Annotated in this window: 21 protein-coding genes and 1 tRNA gene; 8 read left to right on the top strand and 14 right to left on the bottom strand. The window is 67.5% G+C overall.

All coding sequences use genetic code 11. The annotated features are described in order from the left end of the window. Positions 1-18: 18 nt before the first annotated feature. On the bottom strand, positions 19-1,557 hold the full coding sequence (locus tag ASG69_RS15540) for an MFS transporter (protein ID WP_056445939.1): 1,539 nt from the start codon (positions 1,555-1,557) through the stop codon (positions 19-21). Between the two features lie 126 nt (positions 1,558-1,683). On the opposite strand from ASG69_RS15540, the gene ASG69_RS15535 reads away from it, so the two are divergent. Together ASG69_RS15535 and ASG69_RS15530 are read left to right on the top strand one after the other, a co-directional pair. Beyond that, positions 1,684-2,346: a TetR/AcrR family transcriptional regulator gene (locus ASG69_RS15535; protein ID WP_027505628.1), complete on the top strand. Its 663-nt coding sequence runs from the start codon at positions 1,684-1,686 to the stop codon at positions 2,344-2,346. Between the two features lie 47 nt (positions 2,347-2,393). Beyond that, entirely contained in the window at positions 2,394-2,795 is a 402-nt protein-coding gene (locus tag ASG69_RS15530) for a GtrA family protein (protein ID WP_155957030.1), read from the top strand. On the opposite strand, the gene ASG69_RS15525 is transcribed toward ASG69_RS15530, so the two are convergent. Further along, positions 2,792-4,828, bottom strand: a complete 2,037-nt coding sequence (locus ASG69_RS15525; protein ID WP_056445944.1) for a cytochrome c oxidase assembly protein — start codon at positions 4,826-4,828, stop codon at positions 2,792-2,794. The two genes, ASG69_RS15530 and ASG69_RS15525, sit on opposite strands and share 4 nt — an antisense overlap. 147 nt (positions 4,829-4,975) lie before the next feature. Then, complete coding sequence (locus ASG69_RS15520; protein WP_156380557.1) at positions 4,976-6,067, bottom strand: XdhC family protein; 1,092 nt, start codon at positions 6,065-6,067, stop codon at positions 4,976-4,978. A 114-nt stretch (positions 6,068-6,181) separates the two neighbouring features. On the opposite strand from ASG69_RS15520, the gene ASG69_RS15515 reads away from it, so the two are divergent. Together ASG69_RS15515 and ASG69_RS15510 are read left to right on the top strand one after the other, a co-directional pair. After that, positions 6,182-6,257, top strand: a tRNA-Arg gene (locus ASG69_RS15515). A 324-nt stretch (positions 6,258-6,581) separates the two neighbouring features. Further along, entirely contained in the window at positions 6,582-7,100 is a 519-nt protein-coding gene (locus ASG69_RS15510) for a DUF2510 domain-containing protein (protein WP_162246775.1), read from the top strand. Positions 7,101-7,188: 88 nt separating this feature from the next. On the opposite strand, the gene ASG69_RS15505 is transcribed toward ASG69_RS15510, so the two are convergent. After that, complete coding sequence (locus tag ASG69_RS15505) at positions 7,189-7,434, bottom strand: hypothetical protein (RefSeq protein WP_056445951.1); 246 nt, start codon at positions 7,432-7,434, stop codon at positions 7,189-7,191. 136 nt (positions 7,435-7,570) lie between these two features. On the opposite strand from ASG69_RS15505, the gene ASG69_RS15500 reads away from it, so the two are divergent. Together ASG69_RS15500 and ASG69_RS15495 are read left to right on the top strand one after the other, a co-directional pair. Next, the gene (locus ASG69_RS15500) at positions 7,571-7,768 is read left to right on the top strand and encodes a hypothetical protein (protein WP_056445954.1); all 198 of its coding nucleotides are present in this window, start codon (positions 7,571-7,573) and stop codon (positions 7,766-7,768) included. Positions 7,769-7,926: 158 nt separating this feature from the next. Continuing rightward, the gene (locus ASG69_RS15495) at positions 7,927-8,184 is read left to right on the top strand and encodes a hypothetical protein (protein ID WP_156380550.1); all 258 of its coding nucleotides are present in this window, start codon (positions 7,927-7,929) and stop codon (positions 8,182-8,184) included. A gap of 185 nt (positions 8,185-8,369) precedes the next feature. On the opposite strand, the gene ASG69_RS15490 is transcribed toward ASG69_RS15495, so the two are convergent. Beyond that, positions 8,370-8,789 (bottom strand): hypothetical protein, encoded by a 420-nt coding sequence (locus tag ASG69_RS15490; protein WP_056445960.1) that lies wholly within the window; start codon positions 8,787-8,789, stop codon positions 8,370-8,372. Between the two features lie 86 nt (positions 8,790-8,875). On the opposite strand from ASG69_RS15490, the gene ASG69_RS15485 reads away from it, so the two are divergent. After that, entirely contained in the window at positions 8,876-9,334 is a 459-nt protein-coding gene (locus ASG69_RS15485; RefSeq protein WP_056445963.1) for a hypothetical protein, read from the top strand. A gap of 249 nt (positions 9,335-9,583) precedes the next feature. Then, positions 9,584-9,751, top strand: a complete 168-nt coding sequence (locus ASG69_RS15480; RefSeq protein ID WP_156380549.1) for a hypothetical protein — start codon at positions 9,584-9,586, stop codon at positions 9,749-9,751. A 190-nt stretch (positions 9,752-9,941) separates the two neighbouring features. On the opposite strand, the gene ASG69_RS15475 is transcribed toward ASG69_RS15480, so the two are convergent. The 9 genes from ASG69_RS15475 to ASG69_RS15435 are packed head-to-tail and all read right to left on the bottom strand — an operon-like array spanning position 9,942 to position 17,800. After that, a complete protein-coding gene (locus ASG69_RS15475; RefSeq protein ID WP_056445970.1) occupies positions 9,942-11,507 on the bottom strand; it encodes a hypothetical protein in 1,566 nt (521 codons plus the stop codon). 1 nt (position 11,508) lies between these two features. Beyond that, positions 11,509-12,300 (bottom strand): hypothetical protein, encoded by a 792-nt coding sequence (locus ASG69_RS15470; protein WP_056445972.1) that lies wholly within the window; start codon positions 12,298-12,300, stop codon positions 11,509-11,511. A gap of 15 nt (positions 12,301-12,315) precedes the next feature. Beyond that, on the bottom strand, positions 12,316-13,605 hold the full coding sequence (locus tag ASG69_RS15465; RefSeq protein WP_156380548.1) for a hypothetical protein: 1,290 nt from the start codon (positions 13,603-13,605) through the stop codon (positions 12,316-12,318). Positions 13,606-13,613: 8 nt separating this feature from the next. Further along, positions 13,614-14,975, bottom strand: a complete 1,362-nt coding sequence (locus tag ASG69_RS15460; RefSeq protein WP_056445976.1) for a hypothetical protein — start codon at positions 14,973-14,975, stop codon at positions 13,614-13,616. A 10-nt stretch (positions 14,976-14,985) separates the two neighbouring features. Then, entirely contained in the window at positions 14,986-15,417 is a 432-nt protein-coding gene (locus tag ASG69_RS15455) for a hypothetical protein (protein WP_056445979.1), read from the bottom strand. Further along, entirely contained in the window at positions 15,414-15,803 is a 390-nt protein-coding gene (locus ASG69_RS15450; protein ID WP_056445982.1) for a hypothetical protein, read from the bottom strand. The genes ASG69_RS15455 and ASG69_RS15450 overlap by 4 nt, the downstream gene beginning before the upstream one ends. Before the next feature lies 1 nt (position 15,804). Next, complete coding sequence (locus tag ASG69_RS15445) at positions 15,805-16,254, bottom strand: hypothetical protein (protein ID WP_056445985.1); 450 nt, start codon at positions 16,252-16,254, stop codon at positions 15,805-15,807. Beyond that, positions 16,254-17,072: a glycoside hydrolase family 19 protein gene (locus tag ASG69_RS15440; protein ID WP_056445987.1), complete on the bottom strand. Its 819-nt coding sequence runs from the start codon at positions 17,070-17,072 to the stop codon at positions 16,254-16,256. Before ASG69_RS15440 ends, ASG69_RS15445 begins: the two co-directional genes overlap by 1 nt. After that, positions 17,072-17,800, bottom strand: coding sequence for a C39 family peptidase (locus ASG69_RS15435; protein WP_156380547.1), 729 nt, complete (start codon positions 17,798-17,800; stop codon positions 17,072-17,074). The genes ASG69_RS15440 and ASG69_RS15435 overlap by 1 nt, the downstream gene beginning before the upstream one ends. Positions 17,801-17,808 lie beyond the last annotated feature (8 nt).

The following is a 17,808-nucleotide window of genomic DNA, read 5'->3' as shown; positions in this document are numbered from 1 at the left end:
ATCCGGTGACTGTGTACGTCAGTGAGCGACGACGGTGGCACCCTCGGGTCCGTCGGGCAGCTTGCCCGAGCGGACGAGCAGCGCTGCCATCACCGAGCCGGCGAGGAAGATGCCCGACGCCCACCAGAACGTCGTGGTGTAGCTGGCGATCTCCGCGTTCATCCGGAGCAGCGTCGCGGCGGCCTGCGGATCCGCGGCCTGAGCCACGGCCGCCTGGTTGTCGGTCGCGTAGTTCGTCGCTGCCGTCGCCGCGATGGTGCTGAGCAGCGCCGTACCGATGGATCCGCCGATCTGCTGCATCGTGTTGACGGTCGCGGAGGCGACGCCGGCGTCGTCCGGCGAGACTCCGGACACGGCGCCCTGCATGGCCGGGGCCATCGTGGCGCCCATGCCCACGCCCATGACGAGCAGGCTCGGCAGGATGTGCGCGGCGTAGGAACTGTCGATCGAGATCTGGGTCAGCAGGGCCATGCCGGCCGACGCGATCAGCATGCCGGCGGACATGAGAACGCGAGGCCCGAAGCGCGGCAGGATGACCGACGTCGCGACGGTGGCCGTGACCACGAGGGTCGCGATCATCGGCAGGAACGCGAACCCGGTGGTGATGGGCGTGTAGCCGAGCGTGCTCTGCAGGTAGTACGTGAGGAACAGGAACACGGCGAACATGCCGGCACCGATGACGAACACCGCGAGGTACGCGCCGCCGCGGGTGCGGTCGAGCACGATGCGCAGCGGGAGAAGCGGATGCGTCGCCCGCGTCTGCAGGTAGACGAAGACACCGAGCAGGACCACACCGACCGCGAGGAAACCGATGGTCACCGCGTTGCTCCACCCGTCGGACTCGGCGTGCGCGAATCCGTAGACGATGGAGAACAGCGCCGCGGACACGGTGAGGGTGCCGGGGATGTCGAGTACCGGACGCTCGGTGGCGCGGTGCTTGGCCAGCAGGAGGAAGCCGCCGACGAACGCGATTCCCGCGAAGATCAAGTTGACGTACAGGCTCCAGCGCCAGTTCGCCCACTCCGTGAGCACACCGCCGAGAAGCAGGCCGATGGCGCCGCCGGCACCGGCGACCGCGCCGAAGATGCCGAACGCCTTCGCACGTTCCTTCGGATCCGTGAACGTCGTGGTCAGCAGGGACAGCGCTGCGGGAGCGAGCAGGGCGCCGAAGACACCCTGTCCCGCACGGGCCGCGACCAGCATGCCGAAGTTGACGGCTGCGCCGCCGACGGCGGACATCACCGCGAAGCCGACGAGTCCCACGAGGAACGTGGTGCGGCGACCGAAGAGGTCACTGAGTCGACCACCGAGCAGCAGGAGGCTGCCGAATGCCAGAGCGTAGGAGGTGACCACCCACGAGCGGTCCGCGTTGTCGAAGCCGAGATCGAGCTGTGCGGCGGGAAGCGCGATGTTCACGACGGTCGCGTCGAGCACGACCATCAGCTGGGCCAGGCCGAGTACGCCCAGGATGAGCCAGCGAGTGCGGTCGGGCGCGTCGTGCGCGCTCGACCGAATCGTCGGTTGGACGTTTCCGACGTCGGATGTGGTGGAAGACATTGATCCTCGCTTCGGTACGGCGTGAAATGGGAGCTATACGGAGGCGTACGCTCCGGATAGCAAGACGATAGCAGCGATGCGGAGGTATGCCCTCCGGTTAACCGACGAACCAGGACGAAACGGACTGTGAAACCCACCACAGCGGCGAAGCCGCTTCGAGCGGACGCCGAGCGGAACAAGCTCAAGATCATCGACTGTGCGCGAGAGTTGTTGGCACGCAAGGGTCTCGAGATCACGCTCGACGATGTCGCTGCGCGCGCCGGGGTGGGTGTGGGCACCGTGTACCGGCGGTTCGCCAACAAGCAGGAACTCATCGACGGCATCCTCGAGCAGCGTCTGGTCGACGTGCTCAGCCGCGCAGAGGTGGCCGCGGAGGCCGACGATCCCTGGGCTGCGATGGTCGATTTCTTCGAATTCATGTGTCGACACATGGCCGCGGACCGTGGTCTCGGTCACGTCGTCCTCGGGTGCGACGACGGCCTCGACCGCATCGCGGCAGTCCGGTCCAAGCTCGAACCGACCATCGACACTCTCATCCAGCGCGCCCAGAAGGCCGGGAAGCTCCGCCCGGACGTGCAGCCCGGCGACCTCTTCACCCTGGTGCGGATGATCGTGGCCGGCGCCGAGGTTGCAGACGAGGTGGACGAGGACAACTGGCGACGCTATTTCGCCCTGGTGATCGATTCCCTCGCGGCGGTGCCGGATCGGTCGGTGCCCCTGCCGGGTCGAGCGCTGACACCGGACGAGATCGTCAGCGTCAAGAGCAGATTGCACGGGAGGGCGTCGTGATCGACAACGTGGTCTCCCCCGTGCTTCCCTCGCACCCCGGGCATCCGATGCTGGTGGCGCTGCGCAGTGACGGAGCGTTCCCCCAGTTGGTCCGCTTCGCACTGGTCGGCGGGCTCAGCAACGTCCTCTACGTCGCCGTGTTCGTCGCGATGCACAGCGAGGGTTCCATCGTGGCCAATGCCGTCGGAGCAGTGGCGTCGACCGTTCTCGCCAACGAACTGCACCGCCGTCTCACGTTCCACGCCGCCGATCGGGTGGGCTGGTTCACCGCGCAGTGGGAGGGCGGCGGACTGGCACTCATCGGTCTGGGCGCCAGCACCGCAGCGCTGACCGCGCTCGACGTCGCACTGCCGACCGCCGGCGCCGCGTTGTCGGCCCTGATCCTGGTCGGAGTCACCGCCCTCGTCGGCGGACTCCGCTTCCTCGCCCTGCGCGGTCTGGTCTTCTAACTGCGCTCACGCTCGCGGCGCGCCAGCTCCGCGAACATCGCGTTGTGCGCCGCGAGGTCCGCACCGTCGTCGCGATCGGCCGCCCGGTCCGTGCGGACCGCTTCCTTCCGGTCCGTGTTGGACCACTGCACCAGCAACGCCAGCATGACGAGGATCAGCGGGATCTCGCCCGTCGCCCACGCGATGCCGCCGCCGAGTCGCTGATCCGCCAGGAGGTCGGAGTTCCACGGCAGCGACAGGCCGCGGAAGAAGGTCTGGCCCATCACCGTCTCGGTGCTCATCAGCGCGATACCGAAGAAGGCATGGAACGGCAGCGATCCGAACACCATCGCCAGCTTGGTCACGGGCGACAGTCGACGCGGTGCCGGATCGACGCCGATGACGACCCAGTAGAACAGGTAGCCGCTCAGCAGGAAGTGCGCGTTCATCAGCAGGTGGGCGCCGTGCGAGTCGACGGTCGCGCCGTAGATGCCGCCGAGGTAGAGCGCGTAGAAGCCACCCACGAAGATGACGGCCGCGACCAGTGGCTGGGTGAGGAACCGGGACACCGGGCTGTGCAGGGCCTCGAGGATCCACTCGCGCGGTCCCGGCACACCGTCCCGGCCGGCCGCAGGCAGCACCCGTAGGGCCAGGGTCACGCCGCCGCCGAGCGCGAGCAGCACCGGGGTGAGCATCGACAGCACCATGTGCGAGCCCATGTGCACGCTGAACATCGCCATCGAGTAGCGGTAGACACCCGACGACGTCGCGAACAGCAGCGTCGCGCAGCCCAGGACCCAGGCGATCGTGCGACCCACCGGCCACGCGTCGCCACGGGCCCGCAGTCGACGAACGCCGAGGAGGTAGACGACGGCCATGACGACGGCGGCGGTGCCGAAGATCAGGTCGAACCGCCAGTCGAAGAGGAAACGCCCGAGGCTCGGGGGCGCGGTGAGGTCGTATCCCAGTTCCGCCTCGGTGAGCGTCAGCTCCCGAGCGCTCCCCAGCGGGGGCGGTGTCCGGGAGAGTCCGACCGCGAGCCCGATCGTGGCCGCGAAGACCAGTACCTCGGCACCGGCGAAACGCACGAGATTCGCGCGCGACGTCGGGTCCGCGGCGAGCGCGGGCAGGGCGCGTCGACGCTGGGTGTAGCCGAACACGCCGAGGACGACCAGGGCGACGACTTTGGCGAGTACGAGTCGGCCGTAGGTGGTGTCGAACAGATCTGCGGGCTCGACGCGGACGAAGGCGTTGACCACTCCACTGACACCCATGACCACGAACGCCACCGTGGCGACCGCGGAGAAGCGGCGCGCCGCGACATCGGTGTGCGCGCCGGCGCGACGGGCATGCGCCAGGACGGCGAACAGTCCGCCCGCCCAGAGCGACGCGGCGAGAAGATGCAGGATGAGGCTGTTGGTGGCGACGTCGTGCGATCCACCGGACGACGAGTGCCCCGACAGTGCGAGAGGCATGAGCGAGCCGAGCGCGACCACCAGCAGGATCGGCGTCCACGACCACCGCAGCACGGCACGTGTCCCGAGTGCGAGCACGATCGCGATGATCGCGGTCCACTGCCACGCGCGGGCCAACTCGATCTGCGACAGGCCCGACCACAGGTTCTCGGGACGCAGCGCCTCGGACACCGGCTGACCGGACGTGTCCGAGAGGGTCAGCGGCACCAGCACGATCGCGCAGGCCGCCCACACGATTGCCGCCGACGACGCGGTGCGCAGCGCGCGATAGCCGTCGATGTCGAGGACGCCCGATCTCTGCGGCGGCACGAGGAAGGCTGCGAGCAGCAGAGAGCCCACGGCGATGACGGCCGCGACCTCCCCGAGCGCGCGCACAGCGGGCAGACCGTACGTCGTCACCGGACCCGGATCCGGGATGCCGAGCAGGACCAACGCCTGCGACGCGGACAGTGCGACGATCAGGCCGGCCACCACCGCGGCGATCAGTCCGGCACTCGCGAACACGCCTGCCGATCCGGCTCGTCGCGCCCCACCGTCCGGTTCCGCGGTCGCGGAACGCGGTGCCTCAGTCGTTGCCATACCTCCAGGGTAGGAGGTGACCGGCATCGCAGCACCTACGGGACGTAGTAGACGCGCAACTCACACGTCACCCCCTCCGGCGAGTACGCCGGAAACGTCGTGATCCTCCGTGCTGCAGCAGCAGTTCGGACGTACTCGCGAGGGGCGTCAATGGTGAATGCGTCCCTCGCGCTCCCCCAGCGGCCGTCCGTTCCCGCCCCAACGCCTCGCGACGATCTCCGCCGCGATCGACACCGCCGTCTCCTCCGGTGTCCGGGCGCCGAGGTCGAGCCCGATCGGGGACGACAGTCGCGCGAGCTCGTCGTCGCCGATTCCCACCTCGCGCAGTCTCGCGACCCGATCGTCGTGGGTCCGCCGCGACCCCATCGCCCCCACGTAGCCGACGCGGGGCAGCCGCAACGCCACCTCGAGCAGCGGCACGTCGAACTTGGGGTCGTGGGTCAGTACGCAGATCACGGTGCGCTCGTCGATCTCACCCTCGGCCAGCAGTCGCTCGAGGTAGCGGTGCGGCCACTCGACGACCACCTCGTCGGCCGTCGGGAATCGCTCGGTTGTCGTGAACACCGGCCGCGCATCGCAGACGGTCACGCGATAGCCGAGCAGCGCACCCTGACGCGCCACCGCCGACGCGAAGTCGATCGCACCGAACACGATCATGCGAGCACGGGGCGCGAAGGAGTTCACGAACACCGTCATTCCCTCGCCGCGCCGCTGACCGTCGGGGCCGTAGTGCAGGACGTCGGTGCGGCCCGCTTCGAGAAGGCCACGGGCGTCGTCGATCACCGCGGCATTCGCGCGGGGCGACCCGAGCGTGCCGGACGCCGCCACCGGGTCGACGACCAGGCGAGTACCGACCCGCGCAGCATCGGGGTGCTCGAGGACTGTGGCCACCGCGACCGGCCGGTGCTCCGCGATCGCCGACGCCACCGCGCCGAGCTCCGGAAAGGTCGATCGGGACACGGTCTCGACGAAGACGTCGAGGATGCCCCCGCAAGTCAGACCCACCGCGAACGCATCGTCGTCGCTGACTCCATAGCGATGCAGACCCGCCTCACCGTTCTGCGCGGCCTCGTACACCGCGCCTTCGACGCAGCCACCGGACACCGACCCGACGACTCTGCCGTCCGCGAGCACAGCCATCGACGCACCCGGCGGACGCGGTGCCGATCGGAACGTGCGCACCACGGTGCCCACGCCCACGGACTCCCCCGCGCGCCACGCCGCGAGCACCTGGTCCATCACGTCCTGCACGCCTGCTGCCTTCCCTCGGAGCGAGAAGTCTAAGCCGCACCTCCGGCCCGGGCAGGGCGCAGCGTCTCGCTACACTCGACGGCGCATCGGACACCGATGCGCGCCTCCGTAGCTCAGGGGATAGAGCAAGGGCCTTCTAATCCCTTGGTCGCAGGTTCGAATCCTGCCGGGGGCACCACGCAGGATTACTAGGCAGCGAATAGCGCCGCTGACCTGCACTGATCAGACCCTCTCGACGCGCACCTTCACAGGTCAGCGGTACCGCGTTCTGCCGCGTAACCCCGCCCTATTGCTCCCAAAGTGGAGAGTAAGTGGAGACCTCCGAGGCCACGTTCTGCCGCCTGATTGGGCGGCCCGAAGCGCGCCCGTGCCCACATTTTGCCCACACCTCGCGAGGTGAATGGTCCCGAAGAACGGACTTGGAGATAGTTACTTGCACGACGGAACTACCTCGCGGCCAGTGCCCGCACGCCGCGGCCAGTTCGCCCGGGACAATTCATCCATGACGACACCGAACCCCGGCTGGTACTCCGACCCGAATCCCGCCAACGCTGGTGGCCAGCGCTACTGGGACGGCGGCCAGTGGACCAACCAGGCCACCCCAAGCACCTCGCCGGGAGCGGGCGCACCGCAGCCACCGGCGGGCGGGAACCGCGGGCTCCGGATCTTCCTGGCGATCGCTGCGGGCATCGTGCTGCTCGCCGGCATCGGGTCGCTGCTCGGGCTCGGCCAGGAGGACGACGAGGGCGAGGAAGCCGCGGCCGTCACGACAACACGGAGCGCGCCCCGCACCGAGGGGCCGATCTCGTCGACGGGTGCCAGCGTCGTGTGTGAGGACACCGTCGAGGACCGACTGGGAGACGATGTGCGCTTTAACCAGACATCGATCCGGTCGAACAGTGGCGAGTGGGACGTGCGTGGCACCGCGGCGCTGAACGGCCGCCAGTGGGTGTACGGGTGCTTGGTGAGCGGGAAGCTGTCCGACCCGACGGTCGCGCTTTCGGAATTGAGCGAGCGGTAGCGTTTATGGCGAAGCCCGGTTACCTATAGACGATACCCTATAGGGTGCAATAGTGCAACCCCTGCGGCAGGGGGATTCCCCCTCCCCCTCAGGCTGCCAGGTGGAGGAGGTCGGGTGCACTCTCCCGGTGGGCTGCCTCGTTCAGCCACTCCCACACCGTCCCGTCGTCCGGGAGGCTGGCCGGAGTTCCCTCTGCGGCCTCGCCCATCTCGATGTCGTCCTGGTGGCTTCGGACGATCCGGCCAGCGGTCTCCGTGAGGCTGTAGTCGTGGTAGTCGTACCCGGCCTCGGTGATCGTCTCGATCAGGCTCTCGATGATCTCTGTCTTCGTCATGTTTATAGTTTAGCACCCAGTTGGGTGCATTGTCTACCCGAAATCAATATTTCTTTTCTCGGTTCACGCCTTGCGGTATTGCACCCTATCGGGTATCGTCTATAGGTAACCGGCCTCGATTCCCATCAGGAGACTCATGATCACCTACCTGTCCATCAGCGACATCGCCGAGCGCACCGGCTACAACATCAACACCGTGAAGGGTTACGCCCGCCGCGGGCAACTCCCCGACGCCGACGCGCAGATCGGGCTCGACGGCCGCGTCTGGTACGGCTGGCTGCCCGAGACCATCGACCAGTGGGCACCGCCCCGGAAGGCCGACACGGAGGCCTGAGACGCAGAAGGAGCCCCGCCCCTCAGCCGTGAGGGGTGGGGCTTTGTCGTTCGAACATGTGTTCGCTATCGTGTGTCACGCGGGGTCGAGTGGTGGTGGCCGGCCCGTGTTGGTCACCCGGGAAGCACTCGGCCCCGCATCACATCGAGGAGGGCGCGGTGGACTGGACCCACGCAGCCGAGCAGGTCCGCCGGCACGCCCAGGAGCACGCCGACCGCCTCGCCGCCGAGACCGGCACCAGACACCGCATGGACCCCGCGTACTACCGCCTCGCCGCCCAGTGCGACGCCGCGGCCTACTCCCCCACCGTGCCGAAGCCAAAGCTCGAACGAGCCGTGAAGGCCGCGCTCACCACCGAGCCGAAGCCCACCCCGTCGTGGGGCAGCTTCGACCTCAGCAGCGGAACCGGAGTCTGACGGAACCGGACAGTGCCGAGGTGCGTTCTACCGAACATGGCCGTGCCCGACGAACCGCTGACGCCTGACGAGGTCATCGAAGTCCTACGCGCGCACCGGCGTCTCGTCTCCGAGGACGGACCGCTGCGGGACTGGTGGCGTGAGACCCGGCGAGACGGGCGGCCACCGGACGATTGAGCTTGCCGTTACCGCAGCTTCCAATCTCGTTCAAGGCGCGCGCACTCGGTGCGCAGCCGCTTGGCCGCCTCCAGGAGGTAGTCACTGACATTGCCTGGGCGGTTGGAAGGACCGTCGTCGATGAAAGTCCGATGTTCCTGCGCCAAGTCTTCCCGAATGTCGATGAACCATTCCTGCGACGCCGCTCCGTTTGCTGCGTTGAGGATTGCCGCCTGTGACGGTTCGGGGGGCGGCATGCCTTCGTAGTAGACGAGGCTCTGCACGGGTTCCGTCGCCGCAACGAGGTCGTCTGCCCCGCTACGCGCTTGGGTAAGAATCTCTCGCCGCCGGTCCCGTTTGCTGGTCCAGCGATCCTGTCCCCACTTGACGAGGCCACCGGCGATGCCGCCTGACAGGATGGCAACAACGGCTGCCGTCAGCAATTCCATACGTCGATAGTTCCACGATTAGCGAGCTGAGTGGGTCCTTGCGCTCACTGTGCGGCTTCTGACATGACTCGTGTGAAGATGCTCAGATGAACGATTGGTTGGTGTTCGCGGCGGCCGTGCTTGTGCCTCTCATCGGCGTTGGCGCAACGTACTTCAAGGCTCGATTGGATTCGAACGATCTCCGTTCGCAGTTGACAACTGATATGGAGTTGCTCAACAAGGTGCCCGACACCTGGTCGTCGAAACCGGCTTTGCAGGCGAGCATCGAGAGGCGCATCGGTGAGATAGCGAACCCTCCGATTGGATGGGGGTTGGGGTCGAGCTGGGGTGTCTTGCTGATCGGCGAAGTCTTTGGCGTCGCCGGAACTTTGGGAATCATGGGGTCGCTCCCCGGCCTTCCCGACGACCTGTCCGACGACGCCCGAAACGTAGTGATCATCGCATCGGCGTGTGTGTACTCCGCCGGCGGCGCGATCATGGCATTCGCAGTGTTTCAGCTCCTTCGGCGGCGCCAGCACGAAGCTCGATCAACCCCTCGGCCTTGACCCCTCCCAGACCACACCTCGCGTTATGCGCGGGTCATTCGGACGACCGACACGCCCTCCAATACCGGGGCGGAAACTTGGTTCCCTGCCACACTTCGGGACGTGCGAAGGATCGACATCGGCGCCGGCCTCCCAGCCCTCATCACAAACCGCGCCCATCCCGGTAGTGACCCGCTACGAATCGCGCGCGTGAACACGATGCGGTGCCGCCTCCGATCCCACCGATGGGCCGAGGTCGCCACACGACCCGTGCAGTGGCTCGACCGGGGCAAGTTGATCGACGCCGAGATCCGCTACCGCCGCTGCGACTCGTGCGGCCGGCTGCAACGCCAGGACTTCTGGACCAGGCAGTACCAGGATGTCGACGTCATCGCCGCCATCGAGACCGACCCCGGACTCCCGCCCGACCTCGAATAGTTGGTCGTAATCCGTGGCATCCTCGGCCATTCTCGCCACGGCGCTCGACGTGGCGGAGGTCGGGCTCGAACCGACGTGGTTACCGGAGTCGTTCTCCCGGGCCACCCACTCCGTTCACCCTTTCGGGTTACTACTTCACCGCCACCAAGATCCTCCCACGCCCGACGCACCGCCGACCATCAATGACGGGTCACGCCCCCAGTCCGATACCGACCAGGTCAGCGCGGAAGTCGCGGGCGTAGAGCATCGCCAACCCCTTCTGTCCGAGCACCGTGGGATGTGTGCCGTCGGCGAACACCAGCACGTCGCGATTGCCATCGCCCTTGAGCTTCGAGAACACCGCAGAGACGCCCGAGGCCGTCGCGGTGGCCGCAGCGCTGAGCACTGCGGTGGTGGCATTCGTTCGGGAGACCAGCGTGGTGCCGGCGGGGATGCCCGCGCCGGTCACAGTCGCGCCCAGGTCGTTGTCGTTCAACGCACCGGAGGCGGTGGTGATCGTGGCAGACCCGCTGGTGGTCGCGACGGTCGCCACAGTCTTGTCGAGCGCCACACCTGTGCCTGTGTAGTGCGACGCGTAGGACCAGTACGCCGAGTCCAGCACTGCGGGGGCACTGGCGACCGGCACACGGCACGTCACGACACTGCCCAAGTAGAGGGCCTTGGCCCCCACTGCGTAGCTCGCACCTGCCGTGTAGGTGGTGACCGTCGAGTCGGTGTCGACGTAGTCGTGGTACCCGATGACGTTCGGTGCGGCCATCGCCGCGGCGCGCAGAATCGGGGCCGCGGCCTTGAGCGTCGCGTTCGACGAGAACGCGGCGTTGCGCGGGGGCATCCCGAACACCACGACCGGGACACCAGGCAAGCTGGTGTTGAGCAGAGCGAGGTACGCGGTAAGCGCGTCGGCGATCTGCTGCGGCGTGAAGCTGTCCAGATCATTGCCGGCCAGTTCGAGCGCGAGCGCATCCGGGTAGTACTGGAACAGCGGAACAGTCCGCGACGGGTCACCGTAGGGAACCGACGCCAGAAGACCCGAACCGGGGATGCTCGCCTGCGCGATGTCGACGCCGAGTGCTCGGCCGAATCCCCACGGCCACCCGTCGAGTTCAGAGTTCACGCCCGCGCCGCCCGCGCCGAACGACGCGGTCACGCACGCCACCTTGAGGCGCTTCTCGTTCAGCGGTGCGATCGCGCCGGTGGGTGCCACCAGAACGTCCCTGATGCCCCAGCGACGACCGAGGAACTTGATCCGGTACGCGCCGACCTGAGCGAACGTCAGGACGGTGACGTAGTAAGTGTTCGCCGTGACCGCGAACGGTTGGCCGTCCGGCCCCACCGGGAGGACGGGGTCCAGGGTGAGCAGTCGTCCGTCGACCTCGACGTGCTGGTAGGCGTTGACCACGGCAGAGCGCCACCGAATCGCGACCTGGTTGCCGAACAGGGTGAAACCCGGTCCCCACGCCATCTTCTCGGCGTCGGCGGTCTTGCCGTTGATGACGTTCGTCGTCGGGTACGTGGTGCCGTTGGGGACCGAGGGGATGCACCCGAGCAGCTCGATGCCGCCCGCCTGCGGGTACCAGGAGACAGGGTTGGCGATCGGGTTCGACGCCTGCGGGTAGGTGTAGACGGTGGGCGGGGACGGGTGGACCGTGGAGACCAGGGACGGCTCACGCTGGGTGATGGAGCGATACTGATCGCCACGCCGTGCGTACTTCTTCTTCGCCTGCGCCGCCGCGATGCCGAGGGTTACTACGTCCATGTCAGACCGCCGTCACTGTCGAAGAGGTGGGGAGACCGTTGGTGTAGGTCCAGGTCTTGCGGAGACCCTGACTGGTCTCGGTGTTGACGGTGCCGTCCGCGTTCCAGGTGTAGGCGGTCGTGATGCCACCCGACGTCGAGCTGGCGACGGTGCCGTCCGGGTTGTAGGTGATGCCGTCCGGGACGAGGGCTGCGCGCACCAGATTCCAGTTCGCGGCGCTGTAGGACGCGCCGGAAGTGAATGCCGCCTTCGCGGTGACGATGTCGCCCGTCGGGTTGATCACCCGAGCACCCGCGGGGTACGCGGTATCCGCCTGCCACAGTGGTGCATAAGTCGTGTCGAGTGCCGTCTTAATCGGCGCCCCGGGTGTCGTCGCTGCGGTCGCGATCTGCTGCTCGGTCAGCCCTCCTCCTCCGCCGCCCTCGATGGGGTTCGCTTCGAGGTACGCCTGCACGGCGGCGAGGAGCCGCTGGTAGCTGATGTCGGGTGACTGGCCGACGGCGACGGCGATCAGCGGCCACAGCCGGGAGGTGCCCGTGGCGGGGACGACGATCGGCCACGGGCCCATCTGTTCGCGGAGGCTGTTCCCGGAGCGCACTCGGACGGTGTACCGACCGGGCTGCAAGGTCGCGCTGAAGGTGCCGTCCGTGTTCACGGGAACGGGTTCCGGTCGGGTGGTGAGGATCTTCCCGCCCACGTCTCGAGGCTCGTCGGCTTCGAAGCGGATGGTCGATCCCTCGTCCCAGTCGGCTGACCCGTCCGGGCCGATGAGGGTGTCGCTGATCGTTGTCACAGTGCCTCCTGAGGGCTACGCCGCGTTGAGGACGCGAAAGTCGTTGAACGGGGCCGGGTTGGTGAACGCGAACCGCTGATGGATGGCGCCGTAGTACCGCTGATCGGCCAGCACCTGGCCGGCCACCCCGTCGCACCAGAACAGGCACTCGTTGCGGCCGCCGTCGATGCGGTCGACCCACGCGAGGTCACCGTCGACGTGGAAGGCGAGCTTCATGGGGTTGTCGAGGATGTACGGGATCCGTTGGCCGATGAGCTCGAGTAACGCACCCGAGGACGTCGGGACTCCCGTGATCCTCATGAGGGTGATCTGTTGCTTCTGGATGCGGAACGCGAGCCCGGACGACATAGCCGAGTTCGCGCGGACCACGACGAACGCGGACGCAAGATCTTCCGGCTTGCTCGTGCCGCCGCCGAAGGTGACCTCGACGCGTATGTTTTCCGACGGCGCCGGGCCGCGCCACGCTCGGCGGAAGCCGTCCCCCGGCGGGAGGAATGGGCTCTGCATCGACAGCGCGCCGCTGTAGATGCCGTACTCGCCACCGGCGTTCTGCCATCCGTTGCCGACGGTCGTGGTGTCCGGTCGGTTGAAGTCGTCGTAGAAGTGACTGATCCAGTTCGACCGCAGTCCGGCGACGTCGCGAGTCGCGAAGTTCGTCAGCGTGACGACGGGCCCGGACTGCTGGGTGAAGTTCGCCGAGCGCTGACCACCAGTGAAGTTGTACCGGGCATCGGTGATGTCGCCGAACAGATACCGCGTGCCATCGATCCACACGATCACCACGCGGTCGCGGTACACCCGCACCCGCACCGCGATGGGCTTCGACCACTGTCCGTTGTCGAGGGTCGCACCGAACGATCCGGCGATGAACCATGCGCCTTTCTCTCGCAGGAACAACTGCACTCGACGGCGCACTGTCCGCGTGGTGGTGCCGTCGTCGTTCTCCTTCTCGTCCGTGTCGCGTTCAAGTTCGAGGTACGTCTGATACCTCGTGGCCGCCGCGCTGCCGCCGGCCGTCCAGTTGCGGTCGATGTAGACGACGAACCGTCCGTCCTGGGTGTACGACGCCAGTGCCCTGGTGAACTCGAACTCCCAGTTTGGTGTGAGCGGCATGTGCTCGTAGCCGATACCGCCGTCGGGGTTGGGCTGGAACCACCCGCCGTCGTTGCCGAGCACCATCCCCGCCGGGGTGATCGACACCGTGCGCGGGTCACCCCACGGTCGCCACGGCTGCAGGGGCGGGTTCTCGCTCCGCCCTTGCAGGGAGTCCACCCACCCAGCGAGCGCCTTCCGTGTGCGTCGCATCAGATAGCTCACAGCAGCGCCCCGTCCACCGAGCACAGCAGCACCGACGCCTGGCCGACGAGACCGATCACGTTGCAGGCGTAGCGGTATCCGTTCTCCACGGGGATGTTCAGTCCGGTCGCCTGGTATTCGAGCTGGTTCGCCGGGATGTTGGCGGTGTGCATGACCGTGGCCGCACGCGTCGGTGAGATCTTGAGCAGCTCGATGGCGATACCGCCGGTGTTCTGTTCCAGGCCGTAGGTCACCGAGGTGGCGCGGAAGTCGCGGCCGGGTGGGACGACGACGGACGGTCCGATGTTCACCTCGTTGCGGCCGAGCACGACGCCGGCCGACGCGACCATGAACTCCTTGCCTGTCTGCTGGGCGCCGTTGAGGGCATCCTGCACGCTGTCGAGTGCCGCGTTGGCGGTGTCCTGCGCCTGGGTGGCCTTCGCGTCCGCGTTCTCCGCGATGCCGAGCACCGCGCCGGCGGCCGCCTCGGCGTTGGTAGCCGTGGTGGCCGCACTCCCGGCGGTCGTGGCGGCGTTGTTCGCGACCGTCTCCACGGTCTCGATCGCTGTGAAGGTTTCCGACTCGGAGCGGAGGCTGAACACCGTGACCCGCCACCCGTACCGGTAGACGAACGGGAACGGGATGCTCATGCGGATCGCGAAGCCGCCCCACCGGTGCGCCGCGTCGATCGGCAGGTCCGACGTGCCCGAGAGGACCTGCTGGTTCTCCACCCACAGCGAGTAGGTTCCAGTCCCGTTCGCGCGAAGATCGATCGACTGGGTGCGTTCGATCTTGTACGCCGGGTCCTGCGCGAAGTCGGCGAACGTCCAGGTGTTGCCCGACCGGGCGAACCTGGCGAGGTAGACGCCGGCGCCGAAGACGTTGGCTGCGATGCCTTCGGTGAACTCCTGGTTTGCGCAGACGATGATCGTCGTGAGGTCGTCGGAGGACAGTGCCCGGTCGTCGACGCCGAGGTTCACGGCCATTGCCGATGTCGACGCCACGACCGGGTATCGCGCCCACCGACGCCCTGCCTGCGGTGCGATCGACTCCTGCAGCGCCGCCGCGTTGCCGAACACACCCAGTGCGGGCCCGTTGCCGCCTGTCACCCACGGGCCCGGCATTCCTGGGCCCTGGCCAAGTGTCGCCGAGTCGACACGGTTGAACATGTCGCTACCGCTGGCGCCCTTCGACACGATCGCTTCAAGCCGCGACAGCCGAGCATTTGACGTGGACGTGCGCCCGAACAGCGACGCGATGAACGCCAGAATGTCGCCGATAATCGGTACCTCGGACAGCATGTCGGCAAGAGCGTCGAACACCATACCGACGATGTTCGGCTGCGCCGACGGTGTCCGCGGCGGGTACTTGAACGGCACAGTGTCCCCTCTACGTGTCGAGTTCGGACGGTCGCTCGGGGACCGAACCGCCCCGCTCGATCAGTGCCGCAACGAGCTTCGTGATGTAGCGGCGACACGCGAGGACCAGCCGGTCCGCGGTGTTGAGCTCGGCGTCACGCTCGTCGACCTGAGCCTCAAGCATCGCGACCCGACGGTTCAGTCGCTGGATCTCGACGTCGTGCTCGGCGCGGAGGTCCGTCCGGTCGGAGACGCGCAGCCGCTTCTCCTCGTCGCGTTCCTCGCGGGCCTCGTCGCGTTCCTTCATCACCTGGGCGAGGGCGTCGAGCTTCGACTTCGACTTCGCGCCGAGGACGGTGGCGATGCCGCCGGCGATGGCGACGATGAGCGCTGTTGCGACACCCACGTTCTCGGTGGTGAGGACAGGGTCGGCGAACAGGATCGTGGTGGAAGCCAGGCTCACCGGTAGCCCCTCTCTGCGGCCCCCAGCGCCAACGTGACGTGAATGAATCCCATGAACACCGCGATGGTGGCGGCGAGTACCGGTGTCGGTGGTTCGGAGAACCAGGCACCGAAGAAGATGGCGAGGCCGTAGAACGTCCACGCCACCATCGACACGCTGTGTGCGACGACGAAGCCCTTCCCCCGGGCGGCCGCCGTCAGCAGGAACACGCCGGTCACGGCGAACAGGAACACCCAGTACGGGCCGGCCTGCTCGATGTAGACGACGAGGCTGATCTGGTCCGGCGGCTGCGGCCGGCGGACGAGTTGGGAGGGGCCGAGGTAAAGGGCGCCGACGGCGACCTGCATCAGCCCGCACACTCCGGCTGTCAGCCGGGTGCCCAACATGTCAGGCCTTCGGCGGCTGAATGAAGCGCTGCACGTATGCGATCAGCGCGGCGACAGCCGCCGTTCCTGCCGCGGTGCCAGCGGTCCCGAGTGCTGCGGACGAAGTGATGTCGAAGCCTGGTGCGGCGACAGCCTGGCCGACTGCGCCACCGACGCCGACGATGACGGTGGCGATGAGACCCTGGACGAGGGTTCGCCACGATCGATTCCGAGCGTCTGCCTTCACGCTCGGCACCGTGTCGAGTACCTGGCCGACGACTGCAGGAGCCTCGAGACGAGCGCGAGCAACGAGTTCGTCGACCCGCGCTGCGGCGTCCGCGGCCGCGGCATCCAGACGCGTGCGTGCCTCTGCCTCGATCGGAGCGAGACGCGCCTCCATCTCGCCGCGGAATCGCTCGGCAAAGACGTTGGCGATAACCTCGTAGCCGGTCGGCTGCGTGCCCGCGCCCACTACTTCGCCACCTTCGCGAGAGCGGCCTTGGCGCCGACGTCGCCCTTGTCGGCCTCGCGGCGCACCAGGTCGATCGCCCACTGCTGGCCCTTCGCCGCCTCACGCTCGACGAACTCCTCGTGGATCCGTGCGTCGGTGTTGAGCACCATGCCAGCGAGGGTGTCGATCGGGTCGTCGTTGTCGCGGTACTTCGATCGGCTGGGGAACTTCTTGGTCAGTTCGTCGTCGGCGTACGACATGGTGATCCTCTCGGGTAGGAGTGCGTCTCCCAGGGAGTCGCAGAGGGCGAAGCGGCGCTCGCGGTCCTTGAGACCGTTCGTGCCGCCGTTGATGGCCCGCGTCGCGCCGACAAGGTCACGACGGTCGGACAGGCCGTTGAGGTCTCGTTGGGTCGTCCAATACCAGACGGCCGGGAGGAACACGTATTCGTCCCGCTCGGCGGCCGCGGGGTCGTCGAGGAAGTAAGTCGGCGTCGGGACGGCGCCGCGGGCGTGCGCCCAGACCGAGCAGTTCCGGTAGTTGTTCTTGCCGGTCATCTGGATGGCGCCGCGTCCGCGGTAGCGGAATCCGTCGCCTGGCTGGTCGTTGCCCATGCGGCCGTCGTACGTGCGCTGATCGGGCGTCGGGTCCCACAGCTCGCGGAACATGCTGAGCCCGATCGATTCGTGGCCGAGCTGGGCGAACCACATCGCTGCTCGGTTACGGGTGGTGATCCCGGCCAGCAGCATCGCCTCGTTGAACGACGGGGCGAGAGCTGCGTACCGGCCGACCGAGTTCGCCGCGCTGAACGCGCGGTGCATCGTCGATGCGGTGACCATTACCGCTCGCCGCGCTGGCGTTCGACGGAGCGCTCGTGAACGCGGCCGTCGATGTTGAGGATCATCCCGGCGAGACTGTCGATCGCGTCGTCGTTGGTGCGGTACTTCGACTTCGACTGGAAGCGCTTCGACAACTCGATGTCCGCGGGCGAGCGGGTGTCGACGGGCGGGGCAGGCTGGATCGGCGCGACATTCGGCGTCGCGGTGTACCCCTTGCCTGCGATGCACGACGCGAGCTGGTCGACGTTCATCCAGTACTCGTACGGACGGAAGCCACTGTCCGCGACCAGGACCTCGCGGGTGTCGGGATTGCATCCGACGACCGTGAAGTAGTGGTACACCGTCCCACCTGCGTAGGCCGGTCGCTCGCCGCGGGTGCCGCGCGGGTAGTTCGACGGCGGCACCACGACGTTCACGACGACGGCGTAGCCACCGAGGATCGACGCCTTCACGTCGGACCACAGCAGATCCTTCTGCGCCTGCGTGGCGTCGTTGCCGGGGATCTGTCGAACGACGTAGTCCGCGGGGACGTTCCGATTCAGGAGCGCGGCGACGAGCCCTATGTGGTTCGTGCCGTTCGTCGTCGTGCCGAGCTGGCTCGCGAGGTCCCGCTCGGTGGACCCGATGCCGCGGACATCGAGGGCCACCTGACACGACGCAGGACCGCACCAGTAGTAGGTCTCCTGCGGGATGATGCTGACGTTGTGTGGCAGGACGATGTCGCCCATGGTCACTC

Source organism: Rhodococcus sp. Leaf225 (assembly GCF_001426145.1).
Classification (GTDB): domain Bacteria; phylum Actinomycetota; class Actinomycetes; order Mycobacteriales; family Mycobacteriaceae; genus Rhodococcoides.
The sequence above is the reverse complement of the archived record's forward strand: the minus strand, read 5'-3'. Positions and strand labels throughout refer to the sequence as shown.

What these genes read in the sequence shown, in the direction of transcription:
- ASG69_RS15540 (WP_056445939.1), bottom strand. Translation starts at nt 1,557, where the DNA reads ATGTCTTCCACCACATCCGACGTCGGAAACGTCCAACCGACGATTCGG.
- ASG69_RS15530 (WP_155957030.1), top strand. Translation starts at nt 2,394, where the DNA reads ATGCTGGTGGCGCTGCGCAGTGACGGAGCGTTCCCCCAGTTGGTCCGC.
- ASG69_RS15525 (WP_056445944.1), bottom strand. Translation starts at nt 4,828, where the DNA reads ATGGCAACGACTGAGGCACCGCGTTCCGCGACCGCGGAACCGGACGGT.
- ASG69_RS15520 (WP_156380557.1), bottom strand. Translation starts at nt 6,067, where the DNA reads ATGGACCAGGTGCTCGCGGCGTGGCGCGCGGGGGAGTCCGTGGGCGTG.
- ASG69_RS15510 (WP_162246775.1), top strand. Translation starts at nt 6,582, where the DNA reads ATGACGACACCGAACCCCGGCTGGTACTCCGACCCGAATCCCGCCAAC.
- ASG69_RS15505 (WP_056445951.1), bottom strand. Translation starts at nt 7,434, where the DNA reads ATGACGAAGACAGAGATCATCGAGAGCCTGATCGAGACGATCACCGAG.
- ASG69_RS15500 (WP_056445954.1), top strand. Translation starts at nt 7,571, where the DNA reads ATGATCACCTACCTGTCCATCAGCGACATCGCCGAGCGCACCGGCTAC.
- ASG69_RS15490 (WP_056445960.1), bottom strand. Translation starts at nt 8,789, where the DNA reads ATGGAATTGCTGACGGCAGCCGTTGTTGCCATCCTGTCAGGCGGCATC.
- ASG69_RS15485 (WP_056445963.1), top strand. Translation starts at nt 8,876, where the DNA reads ATGAACGATTGGTTGGTGTTCGCGGCGGCCGTGCTTGTGCCTCTCATC.
- ASG69_RS15475 (WP_056445970.1), bottom strand. Translation starts at nt 11,507, where the DNA reads ATGGACGTAGTAACCCTCGGCATCGCGGCGGCGCAGGCGAAGAAGAAG.
- ASG69_RS15465 (WP_156380548.1), bottom strand. Translation starts at nt 13,605, where the DNA reads ATGCGACGCACACGGAAGGCGCTCGCTGGGTGGGTGGACTCCCTGCAA.
- ASG69_RS15450 (WP_056445982.1), bottom strand. Translation starts at nt 15,803, where the DNA reads ATGTTGGGCACCCGGCTGACAGCCGGAGTGTGCGGGCTGATGCAGGTC.
- ASG69_RS15440 (WP_056445987.1), bottom strand. Translation starts at nt 17,072, where the DNA reads ATGGTCACCGCATCGACGATGCACCGCGCGTTCAGCGCGGCGAACTCG.
- ASG69_RS15435 (WP_156380547.1), bottom strand. Translation starts at nt 17,800, where the DNA reads ATGGGCGACATCGTCCTGCCACACAACGTCAGCATCATCCCGCAGGAG.